19 protein-coding genes are annotated in these 21,201 nt (G+C 30.6%); 5 read left to right on the top strand and 14 right to left on the bottom strand.

The window, feature by feature from the left end:
* The first annotated feature begins 11 nt into the window (after positions 1-11).
* Entirely contained in the window at positions 12-455 is a 444-nt protein-coding gene (locus tag B4A23_RS15920; RefSeq protein WP_280046184.1) for a thioredoxin family protein, read from the top strand.
* On the opposite strand, the gene B4A23_RS15915 is transcribed toward B4A23_RS15920, so the two are convergent.
* Entirely contained in the window at positions 445-2,409 is a 1,965-nt protein-coding gene (locus tag B4A23_RS15915) for a ComEC/Rec2 family competence protein (RefSeq protein WP_291121350.1), read from the bottom strand. The genes B4A23_RS15920 and B4A23_RS15915 overlap by 11 nt on opposite strands.
* 75 nt (positions 2,410-2,484) lie before the next feature.
* Here B4A23_RS15915 and B4A23_RS15910 point away from each other — a divergent pair, with 75 nt between their 5' ends.
* The gene (locus tag B4A23_RS15910; RefSeq protein ID WP_244957980.1) at positions 2,485-2,922 is read left to right on the top strand and encodes a DUF2141 domain-containing protein; all 438 of its coding nucleotides are present in this window, start codon (positions 2,485-2,487) and stop codon (positions 2,920-2,922) included.
* Positions 2,923-2,938: 16 nt separating this feature from the next.
* On the opposite strand, the gene B4A23_RS15905 is transcribed toward B4A23_RS15910, so the two are convergent.
* From B4A23_RS15905 to lpxB, 5 genes are all read right to left on the bottom strand, one after another.
* On the bottom strand, positions 2,939-4,294 hold the full coding sequence (locus B4A23_RS15905; RefSeq protein ID WP_291121348.1) for an outer membrane beta-barrel protein: 1,356 nt from the start codon (positions 4,292-4,294) through the stop codon (positions 2,939-2,941).
* Positions 4,281-4,838 (bottom strand): RNA polymerase sigma factor, encoded by a 558-nt coding sequence (locus B4A23_RS15900; RefSeq protein WP_291121347.1) that lies wholly within the window; start codon positions 4,836-4,838, stop codon positions 4,281-4,283. The genes B4A23_RS15905 and B4A23_RS15900 overlap by 14 nt, the downstream gene beginning before the upstream one ends.
* Before the next feature lie 13 nt (positions 4,839-4,851).
* Positions 4,852-5,280 carry a hypothetical protein gene (locus B4A23_RS15895; protein ID WP_286501548.1) on the bottom strand — a complete coding sequence of 143 codons (429 nt, stop codon included), beginning with the start codon at positions 5,278-5,280 and terminating at the stop codon, positions 4,852-4,854.
* Between the two features lie 36 nt (positions 5,281-5,316).
* Entirely contained in the window at positions 5,317-5,757 is a 441-nt protein-coding gene (locus B4A23_RS15890; protein ID WP_291121344.1) for a hypothetical protein, read from the bottom strand.
* Between the two features lie 248 nt (positions 5,758-6,005).
* Positions 6,006-7,118 (bottom strand): lipid-A-disaccharide synthase, encoded by a 1,113-nt coding sequence (gene lpxB, locus B4A23_RS15885; protein ID WP_291121342.1) that lies wholly within the window; start codon positions 7,116-7,118, stop codon positions 6,006-6,008.
* A 100-nt stretch (positions 7,119-7,218) separates the two neighbouring features.
* Here lpxB and B4A23_RS15880 point away from each other — a divergent pair, with 100 nt between their 5' ends.
* Positions 7,219-7,728: a DUF2480 family protein gene (locus B4A23_RS15880; RefSeq protein ID WP_291121341.1), complete on the top strand. Its 510-nt coding sequence runs from the start codon at positions 7,219-7,221 to the stop codon at positions 7,726-7,728.
* Positions 7,729-7,769: 41 nt separating this feature from the next.
* Here B4A23_RS15880 and B4A23_RS15875 read toward each other — a convergent pair whose 3' ends face one another.
* From B4A23_RS15875 to epsC, 5 genes are all read right to left on the bottom strand, one after another.
* The gene (locus B4A23_RS15875; RefSeq protein WP_291121340.1) at positions 7,770-9,194 is read right to left on the bottom strand and encodes a lectin-like domain-containing protein; all 1,425 of its coding nucleotides are present in this window, start codon (positions 9,192-9,194) and stop codon (positions 7,770-7,772) included.
* A gap of 7 nt (positions 9,195-9,201) precedes the next feature.
* On the bottom strand, positions 9,202-10,038 hold the full coding sequence (locus B4A23_RS15870; RefSeq protein WP_280061866.1) for a hypothetical protein: 837 nt from the start codon (positions 10,036-10,038) through the stop codon (positions 9,202-9,204).
* 245 nt (positions 10,039-10,283) lie between these two features.
* The gene (gene clpB, locus B4A23_RS15865) at positions 10,284-12,896 is read right to left on the bottom strand and encodes an ATP-dependent chaperone ClpB (protein ID WP_291121337.1); all 2,613 of its coding nucleotides are present in this window, start codon (positions 12,894-12,896) and stop codon (positions 10,284-10,286) included.
* A gap of 157 nt (positions 12,897-13,053) precedes the next feature.
* Positions 13,054-13,962, bottom strand: a complete 909-nt coding sequence (cysK, locus tag B4A23_RS15860) for a cysteine synthase A (protein ID WP_291121335.1) — start codon at positions 13,960-13,962, stop codon at positions 13,054-13,056.
* A gap of 12 nt (positions 13,963-13,974) precedes the next feature.
* The gene (gene epsC / locus B4A23_RS15855; RefSeq protein ID WP_291121333.1) at positions 13,975-14,748 is read right to left on the bottom strand and encodes a serine O-acetyltransferase EpsC; all 774 of its coding nucleotides are present in this window, start codon (positions 14,746-14,748) and stop codon (positions 13,975-13,977) included.
* Positions 14,749-15,081: 333 nt separating this feature from the next.
* Here epsC and B4A23_RS15850 point away from each other — a divergent pair, with 333 nt between their 5' ends.
* Together B4A23_RS15850 and B4A23_RS15845 are read left to right on the top strand one after the other, a co-directional pair.
* Positions 15,082-15,507: a DUF2147 domain-containing protein gene (locus B4A23_RS15850; protein WP_038333244.1), complete on the top strand. Its 426-nt coding sequence runs from the start codon at positions 15,082-15,084 to the stop codon at positions 15,505-15,507.
* A gap of 149 nt (positions 15,508-15,656) precedes the next feature.
* Positions 15,657-17,489 (top strand): ABC transporter ATP-binding protein, encoded by a 1,833-nt coding sequence (locus B4A23_RS15845; RefSeq protein ID WP_291121331.1) that lies wholly within the window; start codon positions 15,657-15,659, stop codon positions 17,487-17,489.
* A gap of 58 nt (positions 17,490-17,547) precedes the next feature.
* Here the strand turns inward: B4A23_RS15845 and B4A23_RS15840 are convergent, their stop codons facing one another.
* The 3 genes from B4A23_RS15840 to B4A23_RS15830 all read right to left on the bottom strand — a co-directional run bounded on the left by B4A23_RS15840 (position 17,548) and on the right by B4A23_RS15830 (position 21,201).
* Complete coding sequence (locus tag B4A23_RS15840; RefSeq protein WP_291121329.1) at positions 17,548-18,777, bottom strand: 3-phosphoshikimate 1-carboxyvinyltransferase; 1,230 nt, start codon at positions 18,775-18,777, stop codon at positions 17,548-17,550.
* Positions 18,778-18,779: 2 nt separating this feature from the next.
* Entirely contained in the window at positions 18,780-19,106 is a 327-nt protein-coding gene (locus tag B4A23_RS15835) for a nucleotide pyrophosphohydrolase (protein ID WP_038333238.1), read from the bottom strand.
* 88 nt (positions 19,107-19,194) lie between these two features.
* Positions 19,195-21,201, bottom strand: coding sequence for a DUF3857 domain-containing protein (locus B4A23_RS15830; RefSeq protein ID WP_291121327.1), 2,007 nt, complete (start codon positions 21,199-21,201; stop codon positions 19,195-19,197).

The following is a 21,201-nucleotide window of genomic DNA, read 5'->3' as shown; positions in this document are numbered from 1 at the left end:
GATTGAAATTTATGAAATCAAGCTTAGCAATCGCTGCCCTAATTTTATCATCATTTCTTTTTGGACAAGAAATTAAATGGTTATCATTAGACGAAGCAACAAAAGAAATAAAAGCACATCCAGAAAAACCTGTATTGATTAATTTCTATACAACTTGGTGTGGATTCTGTAAGCGTTTGGACAAAGAAACTTTTACAGATAATAAAGTCGCAGATTATGTGAACAAAAATTACATTGCGGTAAAATTTGATGCAGAAACAAAGGATATGGTAAAATTCATGGGAATTCAGTACACGTATATTGCGCCTGCTAAAGCGAATTACATGGCGTATGCCTTTACAAACGGACAATTGAGCTATCCTGCAACTGTTTTGATGAACGGAAAAGGAGATGTTAACAAAATTGTTTTGGGTTATCGTAGTTCAACAGATTTCATAAACGATATCAAAATTTAATCGAGAAATAACCTTGTTGAGAGGTTTTCCATAAAACAGAATCAGAAGTTTCTTCAAGTTCTGTAACAATAGAAGGGTAGTTGCTGGCATCGGCAATTACCCTTTTTAATTTGTTATTATTTTCGAAAGGATAAAGCTTTGATTGATGAATTAACACATAGAAAGGAAGCGCTGAATCTTCTTCATTTAATAAGAGTTTAAATGACTTCGTTTCGATAGAATTTGGATGTTTGATAAAATGTTGATGTTTAAAGTCTGAATCATAAGAGTAGAAGCTAACATCTTTTATTCTTTCGTGGATTTTATAAGGTTTAATCGTAAAATTATATGTTTTTTCATCCAAAGGATTTTCGCTTAAAATTGCTAAACTTCGTTGATTTCTTATTCCGATAATACTATTTTTATATTGATTAAAAACGATCAATTCATTCGAATGATTGAGTTGATTAATTTGGTAAAATCGTTCCACTTGAATTAGAAATAAAGAAATTAGACAAACAAATAATGCTAGTTTAGATTTTTTCAGGAATAATGGTTTCGATGCATATAAAATAACGCCAATCAAAATCGCGGTAAATAAACTGATGTAAACATCTTTCGCAATAAACTTGAAGTTCGCTAACCAATAAATATATTGATTTGAATAATAGATAAAATGATTGAAAACCCATGTATAGATTGGAATATTAAGATCAAAAATGATGAGAAGAATACTAATTATTCCACCACAAATCATCAAAAAAGAAGCAGGAATCAAAACTAAATTTCCGAATAAAAATAAACCTGAAAATTGATTAAAATACAAGACTGAAATTGGTAAAGTTCCCAGTTGTGCAGATAAACTTGTCTCAATCATAATCTTAATTTTCTTAAGAAAATTATTTTTTACCTTCCAATAATGCTCGAAAATTGGATTGAGCCAAACAATGAAAAAGACTGCCGAAAAACTTAGTTGAAAACCAACATCAAACAAATAATTTGGTTGAAAAACTAGAATAATAAAAGCAGAAAGCGAAAGTGTATGAAAAATATTTTTTGGACGATTGAGTAATTCACTGATATAATAAATGGTAATCATCAACGCAGAACGAAAAACTGGCGGTTCTAATTCGACATAAAAAGCAAAAATCCAAATGAATATTAAGCTAATAATTATTCTAATTTTTCGACCATTTTTCAGTTTTAATAATGGCTGTAAAACGAATTGTAAAATCATGTAAATCATCATCACATGTAAGCCGGAAATAGATAAAATATGTACAACTCCGGTCGCCACATAACTTTGATTAAGTTCTTGCGAAAGCTCTGTTCTATCACCCAAAAGCATAGACGAAATTATCGCTCTACTTTCGAGCGAATAACCTTGTTCTGTTAATTTTTCTCGAATTTTCACTTTCGATTTGGCGACCCAATTTCTAAAACCATTTCCTTCTTTGTGAATCGAAATAATTTCATTTGTAAAGATTTGAGAATAAATTCTTTTTCTATTTAAGAAACGTTTGTAGTCAAATTGATACGGATTCAATGGTTGTTGAATTTCTCTTTTTTCTCCGAAAATGATGATTTCATCATTGGGATATAAAGTTTGTTGTTGAGGTTTGATATGGAGTAAAATTTGCTTATTCGTTTCGATATCTTTTACAACGTAATTGTTATATTTTTCAGTTGAATTAGAACTATAAACGACTTTTAGCAAATGAATTTTTGAAACAGATTCGAAGTCAATTCTTGAATGTCGATTATAATTTTGATGAATATAGTAGCCTAAAATCATCGAAATACCTAAAAAAGCGATGATATTTTGACGATTATTATTTTTTAACAAAGAGATAAAAAGTAGAATAATTAGTAAAAAAAATATAATTCGTAAATTTGTAGCAGGAATTAATAATTCGGATAAAATTATTCCGATTGAGAAACAAATTGTTAGGGTAAAAAAGAGATACTTTTTCATCCTAATAATTTATAATTTTATTTACAAATAGTTGGTTTTAATTATTTGTAAATGAATTAATTAAAAAATAGAGAAATGAAGAAGATTCTTATATTAGTTGTGTTGTTTTTTACGCAAATGGCAATGGCTCAAATCGATGTAAAACTATCAATCACAAACCTTAAGAAAATGAAAGGGAATTTGGCTATAGAATTTTATAGAAATGTAGAAAATTATACAAAAGGTCAAAATGCATTCAAGAAATTGTACGTTCCAGTTGCTGATATAGACAAGTATGAAACGGTTTTTAAAGATATTGAACCAACATTTTATGCGGTAAAAGTGTTTTTGGATACGAACAATAACAAAAAATTAGACAAAAGTTTTTTAGGCGTTCGTAAAGAACCTTATGGTTTTTCGAAAAACTTGGATCCTATTTTGCGCGAACCAACTTTTGAGGAAGCTAAAGTAGAAATGACCGAAGAAAATAACACAATTGTAATCAAATTAAACAATAACAAAGGCGAAGAATAATCTTCGTCTTTTTTTGTTAAAACTTAATTGAAAAACCTAAATTTAATCCTAATAAAGATGGGTTTTTAGCGTCAACATTTTTCAATGGATTTAGCATGTATCTGTAGTTCGGTTCAAGATTAATGCTTGATTTATTCGATAAATTATACTCTAATTTAACACCTGCATTTGCGCTATAACTCATATCATTCAAGTTGCTTGCCTCACCCAATTTATATTGAGACCTTGTGTTAACATCTGCCAAAGAAATTGTGTTTTTTGTGACTACATAATAACTTCCACCAGCAGTTGCTAAAAGATTGAATTTATCAAAACTTGTCAATTTGTATTCAACTTCTAACGGAATCTCGATATAATGCACTTTTTGCTCCATATTATTTGTTTCAGAAGACAACATTGTCATTACAGCATTTTGGTTTGATTGGTCGGGAATAACTCTAATATTGCTATGATAAGTAATGTTGTTGGCAGTTTTCGGATTGCTTGCAGAAAGCGCGTAAACACCCATGTTGATGCCCGAATTAATATTTGTTGTATTTTGTTCTAACTCAACTTTCGCAACTCCAGAACGGACATTTATCTTATCATTTATACGGACAGAAATCTTTGCACCGTAAGCGACAGTCAAATTATTTTTGATAGTATGATCGTTAAATTCATCTGCCAAAATAGATTTAGAATCTAACATTTTTGTAGGATTGATGTACGAAGAGACCGTCAGAAGTGGAGATTTCTGTTTGATTTCTACTTTCTCTTTTTCCTTCTTTTTTTCTTCTTGAAGAACTAATTCTAATGGTTTTTCCTCTAAAATGTTAGGTTTAACTTCTTTCTCAGAAACTTCATTTTTTGGAGTATTTATAGAATTATTTTGAACAAAATTATCTTTTTGAGTTGAATTCGTTTGAGATAATTCTTGTGTTTTATCTTCTTTTTGATTTGGAATTGTATTCGAAAATAAAGATGATTCTCCAATTATATTTTCAAAATATGAACTTGAATGTTGAATTATTTTTTGATTTGATTCAGAAGATTTTTTTACGGAAGAAACAATCTTTTTATCAGAAGACTTTTCATTTGTGTGTTCAATATTATTCCAATCTTTTTTGGTAGATTCTTTAGAAGTCGATTTCGTTTTTACAACTTCATTAGTCGGAGTATGATTAACGTTAACAGTGTCATTTTGATTAAAATAATAAATAGAAATCCCCGCAACTAAGCATGCTGCAGTAGAACCAATCCAATAAAATAAAGGAATGATTCGTTTTTTCTTTTCTTTCTCGTCCAATTTCTCTTGAATATTTTTCCAAGCATCCAAAGGAGGAAGTTGCGGTTGCGAGAGTTTATCTTTAATATGTTGATCAAATTTGTTCATCTTCTATGACAGTTTTTAATTGATTGAGTTTTTGTTTTAATAAATTTCGTGCTCTTGATAAGTTTGATTTTGAAGTTCCAACCGAAATGGTCAGCATTTCTGCAATTTCTTGGTGCGAATATTCTTCAAAAACGTAGAGGTTAAAAACTTGCCTGTATTGTGGTGGAAGATTATGAACAGCTTCTAACAATTGTTGATAATCAAAATATTCTTCAATTTCGTCATCATCTTCTTGTGTTATAATGAGATTTTCGAAATCTTCAAAAGGTAAACTATTCTTCTTTTTTAGTTTTTCTAAATTAAGATTTACCATTATCCGTTTCATCCAACCTTCAAAAGATCCTTCGAATTTGAATTGATTTATTTTATTGAAAATATGAATAAAACCCTCTTGAAAAATATCTTGCGCATCTTCGTAATTTTCGGCATAACGAAGACAGATCGAGAACAAAACAGGTGAAAACTCAACATAAATTTCTTCTTGAGCTTTTCTATTTTGTTCTTGACATTGCTTGATTAAAATTTCAAGAGAGTCACTATTCAAAACTTATTGGACTTTATTTTTCTTTAATGTCTAAAACTTGTTCAATATAAATATCTTTTGTTGGATCAATTATATCTTTTCCAGCCCATACTTTAATTGTATTTTTTCCTACTTTTTTAGGAGTAAACTTATAAATTTTAGTTATAGATTTTTTTTCATCTACACATGTATTTGAGTTGGTTTGTGTACCATATGCTCCTATACTTTTCACAGAATCATTACTTTCTTTTAATTCTTTAAATGTTACAAAAGTTTGACAAGAATTGTTAGTGGTAAAAGTAACATGAACATTAGTTGGTTGACCCACTGGCTGAATAGAATCTTGATTTACTTCAATTTTTGTCCCTGCAAAATATCCATCTGTAGTATATACATTATCATTATCATCGGTATTTAAACAACTAAATGTTGTTGAACCTAATAATGCTACAACAGCTAACATGCTTATTTTTTTGAGTGTTTTCATATTATGGTATAATTATTTTTCTTTAATATTTAAGACAATAGAATCATAAATTGGTTCAGTTGAATTTGGTTTATTTCCTGTCCAAAATCTCAATGTATACTCACCAGCTTCTTTAGGTGTAAATTTCAAAGTTTTTGTTTCGAACGAAGTATCTTGTGTGCAGTTTCCATTACTTTGACTTGCATAAACACCAATGTTGTGTTTAAAAGTTGTACTTCCTTGTAAAGAGCTAAACTGAATAAAACTTTGACAAGAATTTGTTTTTTCGTACGTTACTCGAATATTAGTTGTCTGATTAATAGGCATAATCGAATCTTGGTTAACGCTTATTGAAGTCGTAGGTAAAAAACCATAATTCATATAATCTGAGTCATCATTATTTAAACAACTAAATGTTGATAAACCTAAAATACCTACCAAAGCAAACATGCTTAATCTTTTCATTAATTTCATTGTATGAGTTTTAATCGTTATAAAAATAAGATATAGATTTTAGAAAAGGTTGCGTGAAAGAATAAAAAATTAACATATAGAATAAGAAATCCCCTTGAAAATCAAGAGGATTACCTTTGTTAGAATAGGTGTAAACTTTAATTAAGTCAATCCTGAAACATTTTAATAATTAGATCTGAATGACATCTATAGCTTACAAGATTAAAAAAACAATAAAAGGTTGCGTCAAACTTTTACTTTTTTTAAAATTATTTTTTTAAGTCCTCAATAATTAGTGAAGCGGTTCTTTCTGAAGCACCAATTCCACCAAGTTTATGATACAATTCTTCATAGCTTTTCATGATTTTTTCTCGTTTAGGAGAATTTAAAATTAAATCTAATTCTCGTTTGATATTTTCGTAGGTTAAATTATATTGAATCAGCTCTTTCACCACTTCTTCGTCCATAATCAAGTTTACTAAAGAAATAAAACGAATGTTTTTTACAACTCGTTTTCCAATTTCGTACGAAATAGCGTTTCCTTTGTAGCAAACAACTTCTGGAACTTTCAGTAAAGCAGTTTCTAATGTCGCTGTTCCTGATGTAACCAAAGCTGCATGAGAAACGCGCAATAAATCGTATGTTTTATTTTCTACAATTTTCAAATCATTTCCAGCGATTTTTTTATAATTTTCGATTGGTTGAGATGGAGCACCCGCCACAACAAATTGATAATTGGTAAAATCTTTTTCAACAGAAAGCATTAAAGGTAATTTGACTTTAATCTCTTGAGTTCGACTTCCAGGAAGTAAAGCAATAATAGGTCTTTCGTCTAAATTATGATCTTTTCTAAATTGCTGTTCATCAATTGGTGGTAGATTATTCAACGAATCCAATAATGGATTTCCAACAAAATCTACTTTGTAATCGTAACGTTGATAAAATTCTTCTTCGAACGGAAGAATCACAAACATTTTGTCGACAACTTTTTTGATTTTATGAACTCGACCAGTTTTCCAAGCCCAAATTTGTGGTGAAATATAATAGTAAACTTTAATTCCAAGACTTTTTACAAATTCAGCAATTCTTAAATTAAAACCAGGATAATCAACTAAAATAACAGCATCTGGTTTATATGCTTCGATATCTTTTTTGGCAACAGAAATATTTCCTAAAATCGTTCTCAAATTCATTACAACTTCAGCAAAACCCATAAACGCCAAATCTCTGTAATGTTTGACCAAAGTTCCGCCTTGCACTTGCATCAAATCGCCTCCCCAAAATCTGAATTCAGCTTGTGGATCTTTTAATTTTAATTCTTTCATTAAGTTCGATGCGTGTAAATCGCCCGAAGCTTCACCTGCAATGATATAGTATTTCAATGGAAATCATTTTTCTTCTTACAAAGATAGGAGAAATCTATAAGTGGAGTAGATTTCAATGTTTTTTATTGCGTAAATTTACTCTTTCAAACAAAGAAAAATGTCAGACGAAATTATAAATAAAGTTGCCAATAGTAGTTTAGTAACAATCGATTTGCAGGATTTTTATCCAGACGGAGAGCGTGTTGTTTTTGACTTGAAAGATTGGTTATATGAAGAGTTGATTCTTAGAGAAAAAGATTTTAGAGAGAATCTTAAAAATCATGATTGGACGCAATATCAAGATAAATATGTAGCGTTAACATGTACTGCTGATGCGATTGTTCCGTCTTGGGCTTATTTGTTGGTAACAACCTATTTGTCGCCAATCGCGAAACGAATTGTACATGGAAGTTTACAAGATTTAGATACGATTTTGTATACAGAAATTGTAGATCATTTGCCTTATGAAGATTATGTTGATGGAAAAATAATAGTAAAAGGTTGCTCTCACAAACCAGTTCCAGATTCGGCTTATATTCAATTAATCGAACGTTTACAACCAATTGTAAGTTCGTTAATGTTTGGTGAAGCGTGTAGCACTGTTCCGCTTTATAAAAAGAAGAAATAAAAAAAAGGCTATTTTACGAAATGTGAAATAGCCTTTTTTATTTACTTAGTTTTAATGTATAACATAGGATTTGTTACAATTTCGCATTGATATCTTTTTACGATATCTGTTGATGTATTATTGCTTAAATCAGGGTCTACAATTTCATTAGATGAAACATTCACAGTATTAACTATTTGTGTATTCGGCTTTTTTATAGTTCCTTTTACAAAAATACTTCCAGAACTATCTGCTGGTAAACCAATTGTTCCGTTGAAGCTATTGTTTTGATTCAGAATATTTTGATTCGTGACGTTACTTGAATAGGTAATACTTGTAATAGAAAAAAGGTTTGTATTGATTAATGAGCCTCCAACTTTATCTAAAAATTTACCATCAACTTGAATTGAATTTAGTGGTGTTGCATTTGAATTGTTGACATCCACTCGGAAAGTAACTTCTTGTGTTTGTTTTTCATTACAAACTAAAGGAATGTCTACAGAATTAAAAACACTTAAATTTCCTGTTGTTGTTATTTGCAAATTTCGAATATCATGATTGTTATAAGCACCTCCAGTAGAAGCAGCAAAACCAATTTTTAGAGTAGAAGGGATGGGTTGTGTAGTTGTATAGTCTATGAGAGGATTAGAACTATAATCAGAATTTAAAGTTTTAGACATATAAACCTTAATTTGATATCTGGTTGTAGATCCTGTTATAGGAAGAATTACAATTTTTACTTTTCTATAAAATAGAGCGTCTGTTGGACGAGTTGGAGTCAATACGTCGTAATCTAACTCACTAATTAGTCGCATTGCACTTCCATTAACACTTCTATCGCCCAGTTTTGCATAGCCTAAGATTGGATTGGAAGAAGAAGTAGTTGTTTCGTTTGTGGCACCTCTCAATACAATAGTATTCGGAATTGTTCCATCATTTACATTTGGATCTTTAGGGATTGGTGAATTTGTGCTTGATATTAAACCATTTTTACCTTCTCCAACATTTCCAAAATTTCCATAAGAGTCAAATCCTATACCAACATATCCACCTAACAAACCATTGTTAACAGCAGGAGATGTAGCTGTATTTCTTGCATACCCTAAAGAACCACCGTATCCACCAATTCGGAAAGATGCTGAAGAAATAGAACCATCAAATAAAAAAACAGAGAATCCATCACCACCAGTATAAGAACCAGATTGTGTTGATCGCCATGCTTTAAATTCAAATTCTGCGGTAATTCCTAGAGCTGAAGGAAAAGCTTCATTGATAAATGCATAGCCTTTTTTGTTTGCTTGTGCAGGTGTAAGTCTTAACCAACCATCTCCATCAGGATCTGTTTTTCCTCCTGTTAATGTAGCTTCACCTCCAAGAATAATATTACTTGAAACTTTATTTGATTTGAAATTTTCTTTTATGATAAATTGTCCAAATAACGCATTTCCTAATAAAAGGAAAAGGTTAATGATTAAGTATTTTTTCATAGATGAATTATTTAACAACAAATACAATATTCATATAAGAAGAGCTTGTAGCTGATCCAATAACATTATACGTCATTAAACCATTTGCGTCTACAGAAGTTACAGAAAATACATTTGGATCAAAATAGGTTACATAATAATAAAGTTGATCTTTTGTATAAGTAGGGATTGAAGAAGGAGCACCTTGGCTTCCAACTTTCGGGCTTCCGAATTGACTTAAATAAGCGGCATATAAATCTACTGTTTTTCCTGTTGCTAAAGTAGAAACGTCTAATGTAATAGAAGGCATGTAGAATACTTTTGGTAAAGCCGAGTTTACAACTTTTAATACACCATTTGTATCTGTTGTTACAATCTTATCTGTTATATTATTTCCAGTTTGTAAACCTGTGATAGCAAGTGTATTTGTAGAAGATGTTGCAACAGACGTAGGGCTATTTAAACTTCCTCCTAAAGCAACATTCTGATTAGAATTAATATTCAAACCATTAGTTGCGGAAACTACATTATCTTGACTATTCATTAACTTGACCCATTTCCCAGATGTTGTAGCATTAATTTGTTTCCAATAATAATACCCTTCTGTAACATCATTTTGAGAAGAAGTGTTATAAACTAACATCGAATTTGCTAAAAATTGCTCAGCAATTGTCGTTGCCCCATTTAGTTTATAAGTTGTTGTATTTGTTAGAGCAATTCTAGGAATTAGAATTCCTGCTGTAGAAGATCTAACATCTAAAATAGAAGAGGAATTTGGTGTGTTTGTTCCAATTCCTACCTGAGAAAACGTTGAAATACAAATTGTAATAAACGTAATTGTTAATAATTTTCTAAACATATCCATTCAAATTATTTAGCAAAACTATTTCAAATATGACTTCTATAATGATGATTTTATACATTAAAAAGATGAAAAAAAACATTTAACATTTTTAATAAATTATCTTTTTATATATTAATTTTAGACGTATTAATTCTATTGATTTTTAACATTTTTATCATGATATTTGATTAGATTTATAATAAGAAGAAATAAAAAAATCCGCTCAAAGAGCGGATTTTTTACACATGAATAAAATCGTAATATACTTATTGATTAGTTCTGAAAACTAATTTATTATCTCCAGGTTTTTCTTCGAAATAATCGATTAAAACCGCATCATTATCATTTATTGTTCCTTTCAAAATTTCTTTCGAAAGTTCATTTAATACATCTTGCTGAATAACTCGTTTCAATGGTCGCGCTCCAAATTGAGGATCGTAACCTTTTCTTGCTAAATAATCGACAGCTTCTGGCGTAATATCTAATGTAATATCGCGTTGCGCTAATTTCTTCGCAACTCCGCTTAAATAGATATTCACGATTCCAGAAATTTGGTTTTCGCTCAACGGACGGAACAAAATAATTTCATCAATACGATTCAAAAATTCTGGTCTAAAGTTTTGTTTCAATTCTTCAAAAACGACATCTTTTGTTTCATCATAAACTTGTGCCACATTATTTTCGTCAATGTTTGAGAATTTATCCAAAATCGTATGCGAACCAAAATTCGATGTCATAATGATAATCGTATTTTTAAAGTTAACTACACGACCTTTGTTGTCTGTCAAACGTCCATCATCCAAAACTTGTAACAAAATATTGAAAACATCTGGATGCGCTTTCTCAATTTCGTCCAACAAAATAACTGAATAAGGACGACGACGAACCGCTTCTGTTAATTGTCCACCTTCGTCGTAACCAACGTAACCCGGAGGTGCACCAACCAAGCGAGAAACCGCATGACGCTCCTGATATTCGGACATGTCGATACGAGTCATTGCATTTTCATCATCGAATAAAAATTCAGCCAAAGCTTTTGCTAACTCAGTTTTCCCAACACCAGTCGAACCTAAGAATAAGAACGAACCAATTGGTTTTCCTTCGTCACTAAGACCTGCGCGAGAACGACGAATTGCATCAGAAACAGCCGTAATTGCTTCTTCTTGTCCAAGTACACGTTTGTGTAATTCGCTTTCTAAATTCAATAATTTTTCGCGGTCCGATTGCATCATTTTTTGAGCTGGAACTCCAGTCCATTTTGATACAACTTCTGCAATATCATCAGCATCAACAAACTCTTTAACGAGTTTATTTTGTTTATTTTCTTCAAGATTATGTTCAGCTTCTTCTAAATTATTTTTTGCATTAACTAAATCTTCAAACTCTAATTTGGAAGCTTTTGCATAATCATAATCACGTTTCGCACGCTCAATTTCGAATTTGATATTTTCGATAGATTTTCTTAAATCTTGAACTTCATCGGCACGATTTCTTTCCGCTTCCCATTTCGAATTCAATTGATTTCTTTCATCTTGAAGATTAGATAATTCTTCTTTCAAAAGATTCAATTTTTTCTCATCATTTTCACGTTTTATCGCTTCAATTTCGATTTCTAATTGAATAATTCTACGATCTAATTTATCTAAATCTTCTGGTTTAGAATTCATTTCCATTCTCAACTTAGAAGCCGCTTCGTCCATCAAATCGATGGCCTTATCTGGTAAAAAACGATCTGTAATATAACGTGTTGATAATTTTACAGCCGCAATAATTGCTTCGTCTTTAATTCCAATTTTATGGTGTTGCTCGTATTTATCTTTGATTCCACGCAAAATAGAAATTGCAGATTCTTCATCTGGTTCTTCAACCATTACTTTCTGGAAACGACGCTCTAAAGCTTTATCTTTTTCGAAATATTTTTGATATTCATTTAAAGTAGTAGCACCAATCGAGCGTAATTCGCCACGAGCCAAAGCAGGTTTTAGGATATTTGCTGCATCCATCGCACCTTCTCCACCACCACCAGCACCAACAAGCGTGTGAATCTCATCGATGAACAAAATTATTTCTCCATTAGAAGCAGTTACCTCTTTTACAACGGCTTTCAAACGCTCTTCGAACTCACCTTTGTATTTTGCACCCGCAACCAAAGCTCCCATATCCAATGAAAAAATTTGTTTATTCAAAAGATTTTCAGGAACATCTCCATTGATGATACGATGTGCTAAACCTTCTGCTATAGCGGTTTTACCAACACCTGGTTCACCAATAAGGATTGGATTATTTTTTGTACGACGTGATAGAATTTGTAAAACACGACGAATTTCTTCGTCACGTCCAATTACAGGATCTAATTTTCCTTCTTTTGCTAAATCTGTTAAGTTTTTAGCGTATTTATTTAATGAATTATATGTTCCTTCTGCGTTTTCAGAAGTTACTCTTTCTCCGTTTCTCAATTCTGTTACTAATTTTTTTGTGTTGTCGAATGTTACACCTCTATTTTTTAATAACTGACTTACAGGCGATACATTCTTGATTATACCTAATAATAAATGTTCTAATGTGATAAAATCATCGTTCATCTCTTTTGCAATTTCTTGTGCAGATTGCAAAATTTGGTTAGATGAATTGGAAAGATGATTTCCTTGTTGACCTTCAATTTTTGGATATTTATTGATTTCTAAATCCAGCTCAGGTTTCAACATATCCATTTTTACACCTTGTTTTTCTAAGATTAATGATAATACGTTTTCATCAACATCTATTATTCCGCCTAAAATATGAGCTGGTTCTATTGCTTGATTTTTTTGAGCAACTGCAATTTGCTGCGCTGCTTGAATCGCCTCACGACCCTTTATTGTAAATTGATTAAAATCCATTGGTTTTTAGTTTTTTATATTGGTTTTGTTTGGTGTATTCCATCAAAAAAAATTCCAAAGTAGAAATAAAACCTAAAAACTGACTTTTTGACTATATTGAATAAAAAAAGGAGACATTTTGACAACATCTCCTTTCGTTTAAAAATTTTTATAGTATTTAAAATAAACCTTCTACTGATAAATAGCGTTCGCCAGTATCGTAGTTGACAGTTAATATTTTCGCGTCTTTGTCTACTTCATTCAATGTTTTTGCAACTGCAGCTAGCGAAGCTCCTGTCGAAATTCCGACAAATAAACCTTCTACTTTAGCCACTTTTTTTGCAAATTCAAATGCTTCTTCTTTTGTGATTTGAAGAGAAGAATCAACGATTGAAGTATCTAAATTAGTTGGAATAAATCCTGCTCCAATTCCTTGAATCGCGTGTGGACCAGGATTTCCTCCTGAAATGACAGGAGAATCTGTTGGTTCTACAGCGATAACTTTTGTTGAAGAATTAATTTCTTTTAATGCTTTTCCAATTCCAGAAAGATGTCCACCTGTTCCAACTCCTGTGATTAAATAGTCTACTCCTTGTGGAAAATCTGAAAGAATTTCTTTTGCAGTTGTATTGTAATGGACTGTCGGATTCGAACTATTCTCAAATTGTTGCGGAACCCAAGCGCCTTCTATTGTTTCGGCTAATTCTTGTGCTTTTGCAATAGCGCCTTTCATACCTAGTTCTTTTGGCGTTAAAACAAATTCAGCACCATAAGCTTCCATAATTTTACGACGCTCAATTGACATTGATTCTGGCATTGTGATAATCATTTTGTAACCTTTTACAGCTGCAACAAATGATAAGCCAATTCCTGTATTACCTGAAGTAGGTTCTATAATTGTTCCTCCAGGTTTTAAAATTCCAGCTTTTTCCGCATCTTCAATCATTGCCAAAGCAATACGATCTTTGATTGATCCACCCGGATTTTGTTTTTCTACTTTAATATAAACATTATGATTAGGAAATAATTTATTCAGTTTAATAATTGGTGTATTCCCTATGGTTTCTAATACATTATTGTAAATCATTGTTGTAAGGTTTTAGATGATATAATTGATATGTTGTCCTTTTTTTTGTTTTTTTATTTGTGGCTGATTCTCTTGATAGACAACAGAATCTTCTTCTATACTTTCTGTAATCCAAACATTTCCACCGATTACAGAATTTTCTCCAATTACAGTTGTTCCTCCCAAAATAGTGGCTCCAGCATAAATTGTGACATTGTTTTCTATTGTTGGATGACGTTTTTTATCAGCCAAATTTTTCGAAACATAAAACGCTCCTAATGTTACGCCTTGGTAAATTTTTACATGATCACCAATCAATGTTGTTTCTCCAATCACAATCCCTGTACCATGATCGATATAAAAATTTTTACCAATTGTAGCACCAGGATGAATATCAATTCCAGTTTTAGAATGTGCATATTCAGAGAAAAAACGTGGAAGAATTGGCGTATTTAATTTATAGAGAATATGTGCTAAACGGTGAATTGCAATCGCGAAAAAACCAGGATAAGCTAAAATGATTTCAATTTCTGATTTAGATGCAGGATCATTTGCATAAAAAACAAAAATCAGTTCTTCTAATTCTTGTCTAAGTTGTTTGAATTGTTCAAAAAAGTATAAACTAATTTGATTCGACTTCTCCTCAGGAACAATTTTTAACAAGATAGAATTGAATTGATTGAGTAAATCTTCTTTCTTATACAAAGGATTTGGTTGTTGAAAAATCTCATCATAAATAATGGATTCTATCAACGGTTCTACTTCTTGTTTTCTAAATGGTAAACTGTATTTCGTAAGCTGATGCATTCTTCAATCTATAAACTCTATAAAAATAGTAGACAAATGTATTCATTTTTTTTATTCTTGAAGAAGAAATTGTCGAAAAAATGACAAAAACCATAAAAATGCTTTCTCTTTTATTATTGCTATGTAAGCATAATAATACACTGTTTTGACTTTTATGAATAAAATTTATATTTATTTATTTAAAATTATTTATTAAATTAAATAGCTGATAATTAACGCTATAAAAGGGTTTATGTGTTTAAAAAAGATTATTTTTATAAAAAATAAAGCATAGTGTTTTATTTACACTAAAAAATAGTTATTTTAGTGAAATAAATTTTAAAGGATAAAAATATGAAAAAATCAATTTTATTCGGATTATTCTTTATGTTGACATCTTTAATGTATGCGCAATCACCAATTGGAACTTGGAAAACAATTGATGATGAGACAAAACAGGCGAAGTCTTACGTAGAGATTTTCGAGAAAGATGGAAAACTTTATGGTAAAGTCACTAAGATTTTAACAAAAGGAAAAGAAGATGCAAAATGTACAGATTGTTCAGGCGCATTAAAAAATAAACCAATTTTAGGAATGCAAATTCTTTCTGGTCTTAAAAAAGATGGAAAAGAATGGAATGGTGGAAAAATCATTGATCCTAATAGTGGAAAGGAATACAAAGCAAAAATGTCTCTTAACGGAAATGATAAATTAGACGTAAGAGGTTTTATCGGGATTTCTCTTGTAGGAAGAACGCAAACTTGGCAACGAGTTAAATAAAAATCAAAACAAAAACGAAAAGGTTACTCTGAGTAATCAAACCCACAAAATTTTACTCTATAATGACTATTTCTAAAAGAATAGTCATTATTTTTTTTGCGTAAATTTGTAGCTTCAAAACTAAGGTTTTGATTTTCTAAAATAAATCAATGAGTTTAACTAAAAGAGCGTTTTCGTACGCAAAACCATATAGAACTTCGTTTGTTACAGCGATTATATTCAATTTACTCTATGCACTTTTCAATGTAATTGCATTGGCTTTTATGATGCCAATTTTGAGTGTTTTGTTTGGTGAAAAAACAACTGGAGTTATCGCAAAACCTATTTATTCTGGTGATTTGGGTGATTTGAAACAATTTTTTTCAGATTATTCAGCTTATTATATGAATGAGCTTTCACAAACTCAAGGACCAGTTTATGTGTTAGCGATTTCGTGTGTGATATTTATTATTGCATTTTTATTTCGAAATATTTTCAGTTTTCTTTCAGAAACTTGTTTGGTAGACTTACGTTCTGGTGTGACACGTGATTTACGTGTTGATATTCACAACAAAATTATTGATTTGCCAGTTGCTTATTTTACTGAAAAACGAAAAGGAGATATGATTAATCGTATTTCAAGTGATGTAAACGAAGTAGAATCTAACATCTTAAATTCAATAGTAGAGATTGTTCGTTCGCCAATTATGATTATTGTTTTCGTTGTAGTATTATTTACAGTTAGTTATCAATTAACAATTTTCGCTATTTTGGTTTTTCCGATTATGGGAACAATTATTTCATTGATTGGAAAAAGTCTGAAAAAAGCTGCTGCTCATGCGCAAGACGAATTATCTAACATTATTACTTATGTAGACGAAACACTTTCTTCGCTTAAGATTATCAAAATTTTTAATGCTGAAGATCAAGTAAAAGGACGTTTTGATGAATCGATTAATCGTTATCGAAAATATCTTCAAAAAGTAATGAAAAAACGTGCTTTGGCCTCACCAACAAGTGAATTTTTAGGAGCTGTTACAATTGGATTAATTGTATTTTTTGGAGGAAAATTATCGTTAGAAGGAAATGGTTTAACCGGTTCACAATTCATCTTTTACATCGCAACATTTTATACATTATTAGATCCGATTAAACGTTTTTCGAAAGCATTATCAGATGTACAAAAAGGAGAAGTTTCTGCAAAGAGAATTTTTGAAATTTTGGATGCCGATGTTTCGATAAAAGATGTTCCAGATGCTAAAGGAATTGAAGCTTTTGAAGATAAAATTGAGTTTAGAAATGTGACATTTGCTTATGGTAAACATAATGTAATTGAGAATTTTAATTTAACGATTAACAAAGGAGAGACCGTTGCTTTAGTTGGGCAGTCTGGTTCGGGAAAATCAACTTTGGCTAATTTAATTACTCGTTTTTGGGATGTAAAATCTGGTCAAATTTTGATTGATGGAATTGATATCAAACATATAAAATTACATGATTATCGCTTGTTATTTGGTTTGGTTACGCAAGATTCGATTCTGTTTAATGATACAATTTTTAATAATATTTCATTAGGTGATAAATCTCCAAATTTAGAAAAAGTAGAACATGCAGCGCAAATTGCAAATGCGGAAGAGTTTATTGTAAAAATGCCAGAAAAGTATCAAGAGTCAGTAGGTGAGGGTGGAAGTAAACTTTCTGGTGGACAAAAACAACGTTTAAGTATTGCACGTGCGGTTTATAAAAATCCACCGATTATGGTTTTGGATGAAGCAACTTCTGCTTTGGATACTAAATCTGAAAAATTGGTGCAAGTTGCTTTGAATAATATGATGCAAAATCGTACTTCTTTGGTTATTGCGCACCGTTTATCAACCATTCAGAATGCAGATAAAATTGTGGTAATGGAAGCAGGAAGAATTATTGAAGAAGGAAATCATCATTCGCTTATCGAGAAAAAAGGAGTTTATGCTAATTTGGTAAACATGCAAAATTTTGAATAAAACTTAACTTTATAAACTAAAAAAATCCGCTTATTAAGCGGATTTTTTAGTTTATATTTTAAATCGATTTAATTTCAAAACCAAGTTGTTTCCAATCTTCCCAAAATGTTGGATATGATTTTTCTACAACCATTTCATTCTCAATTCGAATTGGGTAAATTTGAGCCAAAGGCGCCATACACATTGCCATTCTGTGATCATTGTAAGTCGCTAAAGTTGGCGTTTCAGTATAATTATTATAACCCTCAATTGTTAAAGAATCGTTTGTAATTGTAATAATTGCTCCAAATTTTTCCAACTCATTTTTAAGTGCAACCAAACGATCAGTTTCCTTAATTTTTAGTGTTTCTAAACCTGTTAAATGACATTTTGCTTTCAATCCCACACAAGTTGAAGCAATCGTTTGTGCAATATCAGGAGTGTTGATTAAATTTAATTCGATGATTGATTTTAGAATGAAATTCTCATCATTTTTCAATGTTAAAATTCCATTTTCAAAAGTTGAAATTACACCAAAATTTTCTGCATAAATATGTTGTAAAGCTGAATCTCCTTGTAAAGAATCTTCGAAATAAGTAGAAATCTTCACTTCTGAATTTTGTGATAAAGCAATCAAACTATAATAGTATGAAGCCGAACTCCAATCTGATTCTACTTGTAAAGTTTGAGCTTTGATGTTTTCAGTAAAAGGAATTTTGATTGTATTTCCTTCGAAAATTGCATTAATTCCGACTTTATTCAACAACTGAATTGTCATTTGAATATAAGGAACAGAAATAATTTTTCCGTCCAAATTAATCGTTAATCCATTTTCTAATTTTGTTCCTATCAAACATAAAGCTGAAATATATTGAGAACTAATATTAGAAGGAATTGTAATAGAATCTTTCGTTATTTTTTTTCCTACAATCGATAAAGGTGGATAACCTTCGTTTTCTTGATACGAAATTTCTGCACCCAACTCATTCAAAGCGTCAACTAAAACTTTTATTGGTCGTTGTTTCATTCTTTCAGAGCCTGTTAACGTTATTTTTCGTCCATCTTGAATAGAAAAATAAGCTGTTAAAAATCGCATAGCAGTTCCCGCATGGTGAATATCAACTAAATCAGTTTTGTTCGCTAACGCTTTTTGCATTAATTGAGAATCTTCTGAATTTGAAACATTTTCTAATGTCAAAACATTCTCAAATAATTGACTTAATAACAACAAACGATTACTTTCGCTTTTAGAACCTGTGATGGCTAATTGATTTTTTATCGGAGATTTTAGAGCAGAAATTTCAATCATATTTATTTTAATTTATCATTATTTTGATGACGATCGTGGTCACGTTTTGTTTTGTAATCTAATTTTTTGTAAAAAGCTGATTCTAAATCAACACCTGTTTGATTTGCCAAACAAAGTGCTACAAAAATAACATCTGCCAATTCTTCGCCAAGATCTTTGTTTTTGTCTGATTCTTTCTCCGATTGTTCACCGTAACGACGTGCAATAATACGTGCAACTTCTCCTACTTCTTCAGTTAATTGTGCCATATTTGTTAACTCGTTAAAATAACGAACACCATGTTCTTTGATCCAATTATCAACGTCTGTTTGTGCTTGTTTAAGGCTCATCTTATCTTAAATTTTAAAAGTTAAAGGTACAAAAATAAAAAGCCAACTCGTATTTGGAGTTGGCTTTATTCGATGTTTAGAATATTTTTTATTGTTTTACCAAAATCACTTGCTGACTTTCTGCATTAATAATATTTGTTAAAAATTCTTTCAATGGTTTGTAGTATTGAGCAGGCAAAATACTATATGGAATGACTTTTTGAGCTTGAGCGACAATAAAACCATCTTTCTCAATTACATTATATGCATAACCACCAGCTTGATCGGGCATTGTAAATTGCTTTTCTGTAGGCAAAGATTCTACTTTGTAACCTTCTGGAATTTTAATTTTAACTGTATTTGTATTCGTAGTTGGCGCACCAAACTCAATGTTATAATTACGTTGATCTAGATTTAAATTATGTTTTGTATTTGCAATGAACAAAAATGGATTGAATAATATTTTATTTCCAGCTACATCTACTTTTATATCATCAAATTTGAATTGATGACGAATTACATTTTGTTTGTTGTCTTGTGTTTTGAAATCAGAAATTTCAAAATTATAATCTTCTACAAATTCTTTTTCGAATGCTTTTGGATCATCTGCAATTTCACTTTTATCAAACATATAAAAATAATTATCGCGAACATTAGAATAAGTTCCTGTTAATTTTCCGTCTGCTTTTAAATCTGCTGTAATTGATATTTTATCATTGGTCATCACCGAATTACGAAGAGGAACTTCTTTGATTCCTTTGTCATTCACCATAAATCCACGATCGTTAATTGCTCGAATAGGTAATAAATTGATTTGAGCATTTTTATCAGTTGCATCCATTAAATAAAACTCATTATCTATTGTTGTTCCAACAATCACATAATTCAATTTACTACGAGAAGGAAACGAATAATTGATTATACCATTTTGCAACGTACTCAAAACAATTGGATTTGCGTCTAATCCAGCTTTACGCAACATAGTTGTAAGCATAAGATTAATATCTGCTGAATTTCCTGATTTTTCGTTAAATGCTTTTCGAATTCCTTTATCTGTATATTGACCTAAATAATCATTCCAAGCGATATTATTTTTTACGTAATCGAAAATTGCTTGAGCTTTTTCAATATTTGTTGATTTTCCAGCAATTGTAGTATTTACAGTTTCATCTAAAAAGTTATTTCCATTTAATTGTCGACCAAACTCTTCATGATCCATCAAATCTTTTCCAATTCGGTCCCATGTTGTAGAGAAACTTTCTGAAGTTCTACCTGGAGCAACAAAAGAAGCTAACTCAAATTGAACACTTGCTAACATATTTCTCGGATTAAGTACATAGGCTTCGCGAGAATAAGAAGGTAAATTAGTTAATGAATAAGTTTGTGTATTGATTTTCATTTTAGCATTATCAATACTTGAATTTTGAGTTGTCCTTCCGTAGATATCACTTTCTCTTTTATTGTGAATTGTATAATTATCTTCTTTAGAATTTGTAGAAATTTTTGGGGCAAAACCACCTCTTAAATCTTGTTGATAGTTAAAATATTCTTGATTTTGCATCGTGAAATTACTCGCAACGACAGGAATAGATTGTTGAAAATACCACGTATCAGTATTTCCGTAAAATGGAGAAATAATTTCGTATGTATATTCTAAGATTGATCCATTTTTTACATTAGGAAAAGTAAACGTTTGTATATCCATAAAACGATGAACTTTATCTAAGAAAATATCTTTTTTCTCGACTTTTTGTTCAATAATTTTCCCATTTTCAAGGTTGTAAGTAACCGCTTTTAAGGTAATTAATTTATCTTGATCAGACCCTGAGTTTTTTCGTAATGGAATTTCAACTTTCAAAACATCATCTGGTGTTTTATCTTTATCAAAAACAATTATCCTATAAAAAACTTTCTTTGTTTGCTCAACACCGCCTTGATTGGTATTAAAACTAACTTTATAATTTCCGTCAGCATATAAAACTTCTGCAGGAGCGTCAGCTTGAATTGTACTTTTTGTTTTCTCGAAATCTTGTTTTGAGAGTTTTCCAAATTTTACATCTTGTGCAAAACTCGAAACTGTTGCAACAGTAGCAACAATTGTAAATAGTGTTTTCAT

Source organism: Empedobacter sp. UBA7248 (assembly GCF_002472945.1).
Classification (GTDB): Bacteria; Bacteroidota; Bacteroidia; order Flavobacteriales; family Weeksellaceae; genus Empedobacter; species Empedobacter falsenii_C.
This window is presented reverse-complemented; position numbering and strand designations above follow the sequence as displayed.

What these genes read in the sequence shown, in the direction of transcription:
- B4A23_RS15875 (WP_291121340.1), bottom strand. Translation starts at nt 9,194, where the DNA reads ATGAAAAAATACTTAATCATTAACCTTTTCCTTTTATTAGGAAATGCG.
- B4A23_RS15845 (WP_291121331.1), top strand. Translation starts at nt 15,657, where the DNA reads ATGAGTTTAACTAAAAGAGCGTTTTCGTACGCAAAACCATATAGAACT.
- B4A23_RS15870 (WP_280061866.1), bottom strand. Translation starts at nt 10,038, where the DNA reads ATGGATATGTTTAGAAAATTATTAACAATTACGTTTATTACAATTTGT.
- B4A23_RS15915 (WP_291121350.1), bottom strand. Translation starts at nt 2,409, where the DNA reads ATGAAAAAGTATCTCTTTTTTACCCTAACAATTTGTTTCTCAATCGGA.
- B4A23_RS15850 (WP_038333244.1), top strand. Translation starts at nt 15,082, where the DNA reads ATGAAAAAATCAATTTTATTCGGATTATTCTTTATGTTGACATCTTTA.
- cysK (WP_291121335.1), bottom strand. Translation starts at nt 13,962, where the DNA reads ATGATTTACAATAATGTATTAGAAACCATAGGGAATACACCAATTATT.
- B4A23_RS15905 (WP_291121348.1), bottom strand. Translation starts at nt 4,294, where the DNA reads ATGAACAAATTTGATCAACATATTAAAGATAAACTCTCGCAACCGCAA.
- B4A23_RS15835 (WP_038333238.1), bottom strand. Translation starts at nt 19,106, where the DNA reads ATGAGCCTTAAACAAGCACAAACAGACGTTGATAATTGGATCAAAGAA.
- B4A23_RS15840 (WP_291121329.1), bottom strand. Translation starts at nt 18,777, where the DNA reads ATGATTGAAATTTCTGCTCTAAAATCTCCGATAAAAAATCAATTAGCC.
- B4A23_RS15830 (WP_291121327.1), bottom strand. Translation starts at nt 21,201, where the DNA reads ATGAAAACACTATTTACAATTGTTGCTACTGTTGCAACAGTTTCGAGT.
- clpB (WP_291121337.1), bottom strand. Translation starts at nt 12,896, where the DNA reads ATGGATTTTAATCAATTTACAATAAAGGGTCGTGAGGCGATTCAAGCA.
- B4A23_RS15895 (WP_286501548.1), bottom strand. Translation starts at nt 5,280, where the DNA reads ATGTTAGCTGTTGTAGCATTATTAGGTTCAACAACATTTAGTTGTTTA.
- B4A23_RS15890 (WP_291121344.1), bottom strand. Translation starts at nt 5,757, where the DNA reads ATGAAATTAATGAAAAGATTAAGCATGTTTGCTTTGGTAGGTATTTTA.
- B4A23_RS15880 (WP_291121341.1), top strand. Translation starts at nt 7,219, where the DNA reads ATGTCAGACGAAATTATAAATAAAGTTGCCAATAGTAGTTTAGTAACA.
- B4A23_RS15910 (WP_244957980.1), top strand. Translation starts at nt 2,485, where the DNA reads ATGAAGAAGATTCTTATATTAGTTGTGTTGTTTTTTACGCAAATGGCA.
- epsC (WP_291121333.1), bottom strand. Translation starts at nt 14,748, where the DNA reads ATGCATCAGCTTACGAAATACAGTTTACCATTTAGAAAACAAGAAGTA.
- B4A23_RS15920 (WP_280046184.1), top strand. Translation starts at nt 12, where the DNA reads ATGAAATCAAGCTTAGCAATCGCTGCCCTAATTTTATCATCATTTCTT.